Annotated in this window: 3 protein-coding genes; 2 read left to right on the forward strand and 1 reads right to left on the reverse strand. The window is 60.8% G+C overall.

Features of this window, described 5'->3' with window-relative positions:
• Window positions 1-143: 143 nt before the first annotated feature.
• Window positions 144-743: an FAD-dependent oxidoreductase gene (locus HQL63_16135; protein MBF0178351.1), complete on the reverse strand. Its 600-nt coding sequence runs from the start codon at window positions 741-743 to the stop codon at window positions 144-146.
• A 224-nt stretch (window positions 744-967) separates the two neighbouring features.
• Here HQL63_16135 and HQL63_16140 point away from each other — a divergent pair, with 224 nt between their 5' ends.
• The gene (locus HQL63_16140) at window positions 968-2,428 is read left to right on the forward strand and encodes a cysteine--tRNA ligase (protein ID MBF0178352.1); all 1,461 of its coding nucleotides are present in this window, start codon (window positions 968-970) and stop codon (window positions 2,426-2,428) included.
• Window positions 2,422-3,168 (forward strand): 23S rRNA (guanosine(2251)-2'-O)-methyltransferase RlmB, encoded by a 747-nt coding sequence (gene rlmB, locus HQL63_16145; protein MBF0178353.1) that lies wholly within the window; start codon window positions 2,422-2,424, stop codon window positions 3,166-3,168. The genes HQL63_16140 and rlmB overlap by 7 nt, the downstream gene beginning before the upstream one ends.
• Window positions 3,169-3,222 lie beyond the last annotated feature (54 nt).

The following is a 3,222-nucleotide window of genomic DNA, read 5'->3' on the forward strand; positions in this document are numbered from 1 at the left end:
CCTGGTGGGGTTCGGGGCGAAGCCCTGACAAAGGCTTTCATATCCAGGCTTTTTTGGTCCAATCCTTTCTGGAAAGGGTGCCGAATCGTTGCCATATCACAAACTGTTGCCATGGCCGAACGGTAGCAGGCTACCAAGCGTTGTCACGGCAGCAAAGGCAGGCCCAGTTCGGCGAGGAACTGGTTGTGGCGATCTTTGGCCTTGCCGATCTTTTCTTCGGCAGTCACGAGGTCTGCATGCACTGCGGCAAGATCGATCTCGTCCACCGCCGTGTCACCACCGCCCACCACGGCGACATCGACCCCCTTGAAAAAGAAGCCATCGCAGGTGGCACAGGCGGAGACGCCAAAGCCGCTGAGGCGTTTTTCCGCCTCAATGCCCAACCATCGCGCTGACGCGCCCGTGGCAATGATCAGGGCATCACAGGTATAAACATCTCCGCCATCACAGGTGAGCTTGAAGGGGCGTTGCTGGAGATCCACCTGGGTCACCAGGTCAAAAATGATCTGGGTGCCGAACCGTTCCGCCTGGGCCTGCATTTTTTGCATCAGCTCCGGTCCCTGAGTACCGTGCTCAAAGCCAGGGAAGTTGTCCACCTCCGTGGTTGTGGTGAGCTGTCCGCCGGGTTGCATGCCCTGGATGACGACAGGTTGGAGATTGGCCCGTGCCGTGTAAATGGCCGCCGTATAGCCAGCCGGACCCGATCCGATGATGATCACCTTGTGGTGCTTGTTTGCAGGCATGGATAACCCTCCCTGGGCTGTGGGTGGAGATCGATTTGTTTTGGACCTGTCCGGTCGTTACTCCCCTGGATCCTGATTTGTCGGGATCTCTACGCAGTCAGGTGCGGAAACGGATGCTCTTCGAGTATAACATACACTCTGGATAACCCAATGGGCGATGCAACCCTGGCTGCGAAGCAGTCGCGGTCCAGCGGTGCATGCCCATGATTTGCAGAGAGATCGCCATGGGCATTACGGTTTATAACACCCTCACCCGGCGCAAGGAACCCCTGGCGCCTCGCGTCGCCGGTCGCCTCGGCATTTATGTGTGCGGCATGACGGTTTACGACTACTGCCATATCGGTCACGCCCGGGTCATGGTCGTTTTCGATACGATCGTCCGGTTTTTGCGGGCCACCGGGCTGGATGTCACCTATGTGCGCAACTTTACCGATATCGATGACAAGATCATCCGGCGCGCCGAAGAGACCGGGGTGACGCTGAACGAGCTGACGGCGCGATTCATCGCGGCTTTCCACGAAGACATGGCGGCTTTGGGGGTGGATCGCGCCGATGTGGAGCCCTGCGCCACGGCTCACATGACCGAGATGCAGACCATGATCGGCCAGTTGCTGGACAAGGGGCTGGCCTATGTCGGCGATGGGGATGTCTATTATGCCGTCGATCGTTTTCCCCGCTATGGGGCCCTCTCCGGCAAGGCGTTGGCTGATTTGGCCGCCGGCAGCCGGGTGAGCGTCGATGCCCGCAAGCAAAACCCGCTGGATTTTGTCCTCTGGAAGGGCGCCAAACCCGGCGAGCCCCGGTGGGACTCCCCCTGGGGAGCGGGGCGACCCGGTTGGCACATCGAATGTTCCGCCATGAGCACCCGTTATCTGGGTGAATCCTTCGACATCCATGGTGGCGGCTTGGATCTTGTTTTTCCTCACCATGAAAACGAAATCGCCCAGACGGAAGGGGTGACCGGCAAGCCGGCGGTCGCCTACTGGTTGCACAACGGGTTCGTCAACGTTGTGGGGGAGACGGGCGAGCGGGAAAAAATGTCCAAAAGCCTGGGCAATTTCATGACCATCCGCGATCTTTTGGCCCGTTATCCGGGTGAAGTGATGCGTTTGTTCATCCTCAACAGCCACTATCGCAGCCCGCTCGATTTCAGCCATGACCTGTTGACCGCAGCCCAGGCTGGGGTGGATCGCATCTACACGGCCTTGCAGGGGGCCGACACTCTCCTGGGACGCCCGCTGCCGGTCCAGGGGTCCGCCGCATTTGCCCATGCGGAACAAAAACAAGACTCCGAACAGGAAAGGCGCTTCCTGGCTGCCATGGAGGACGATTTCAACACGCCGCAGGCCTTGGGCATCCTTTTCGAGGTGGTCAAGGATTTGAACCGGGCGGTGGCGGCGGGTGACCGTTCGGGGAGCGAAACGGCGGCAGGGCGGGTGAGGGGGATGGGGCAGCTTTTGGGGATCGCCGGGCTTGCCCCTGCCCAATGGTTCCAGGCCGGTGCAGCCGTGGGGAGCGGCGAACCCAGCGAGCAGGAGATCGAGGCTGCCATCGCCGAACGGATTGCGGCCCGCCGGGCCAAAGAGTTTGCCAGGTCGGATCAAATCCGTGACGACCTTGCCCGGCGTGGGGTGCTCCTTCTGGACTCCAAGGAAGGAACGACCTGGAAAAGAAAAAAATGCTGATTTACGGACTCAACGCAGTTTTGACTCTGTTGCAGGATTCCACCCGGGGTGTCTCTGCCGTCACGATTTTGGATGGAAGCCGCAACCCGCGCCTCCATGAAGCGGCGCAGTTGGCCCGAAATCGACAAGCCAAGCTGCGTTTTGTCGACCGGGCAACCCTGGATCGCCTCTCCGACGGGGCGGTGCATCAGGGGGTGATCGCCCACGTTGTGTCCCGGGTGCAACCGCAATGGTCCGATCTGCTGGCGCAGGTGCCGGGAAATTCAACGGCGTTGCTTCTGTTTTTGGACGGTATCGAGGATCCCCACAATCTGGGGGCCATCCTGCGCAGTGCAGCCGCTTTTGGCGTGACAGCCGTGGTGCAGACCAAGGACCGTTCGGCGCCTCTGACGCCGGCGGCTGAAAAGGCGGCTGCCGGGGCCACCAACCATGTTGATCTGGTCCGCGTCACCAACCTGGCCCACTCCCTGGATGAGCTGCGGCGTCTGTTTGTCCCCATCTACGGACTGGTGGGTGAGGCCACAACGCCGATGTTCGATGTCCATCTCACGTTGCCTCTGGCCTTGGTCATGGGTGGGGAGGGGCACGGCCTGCGCCGCCTGACGCGGGAGAAGTGCGACCAGCTCCTGGCCATTCCCATGGCAGGCGGCGTCGGGTCGCTCAATGTCTCCGTGGCCACCGGGGTTGCCCTGTATGAGGTTTTTCGGCAACAAAATTCCGGTCAGATTAAGAAAGCCTGACGCATCGGGGTCCAGGGGGCTGGCTCCCTGGCTTAGTCCAGGGCAGCGCCCTGG

The sequence above is a fragment of the Magnetococcales bacterium genome (assembly GCA_015231175.1).
GTDB lineage: Bacteria > Pseudomonadota > Magnetococcia > Magnetococcales > DC0425bin3 > HA3dbin3.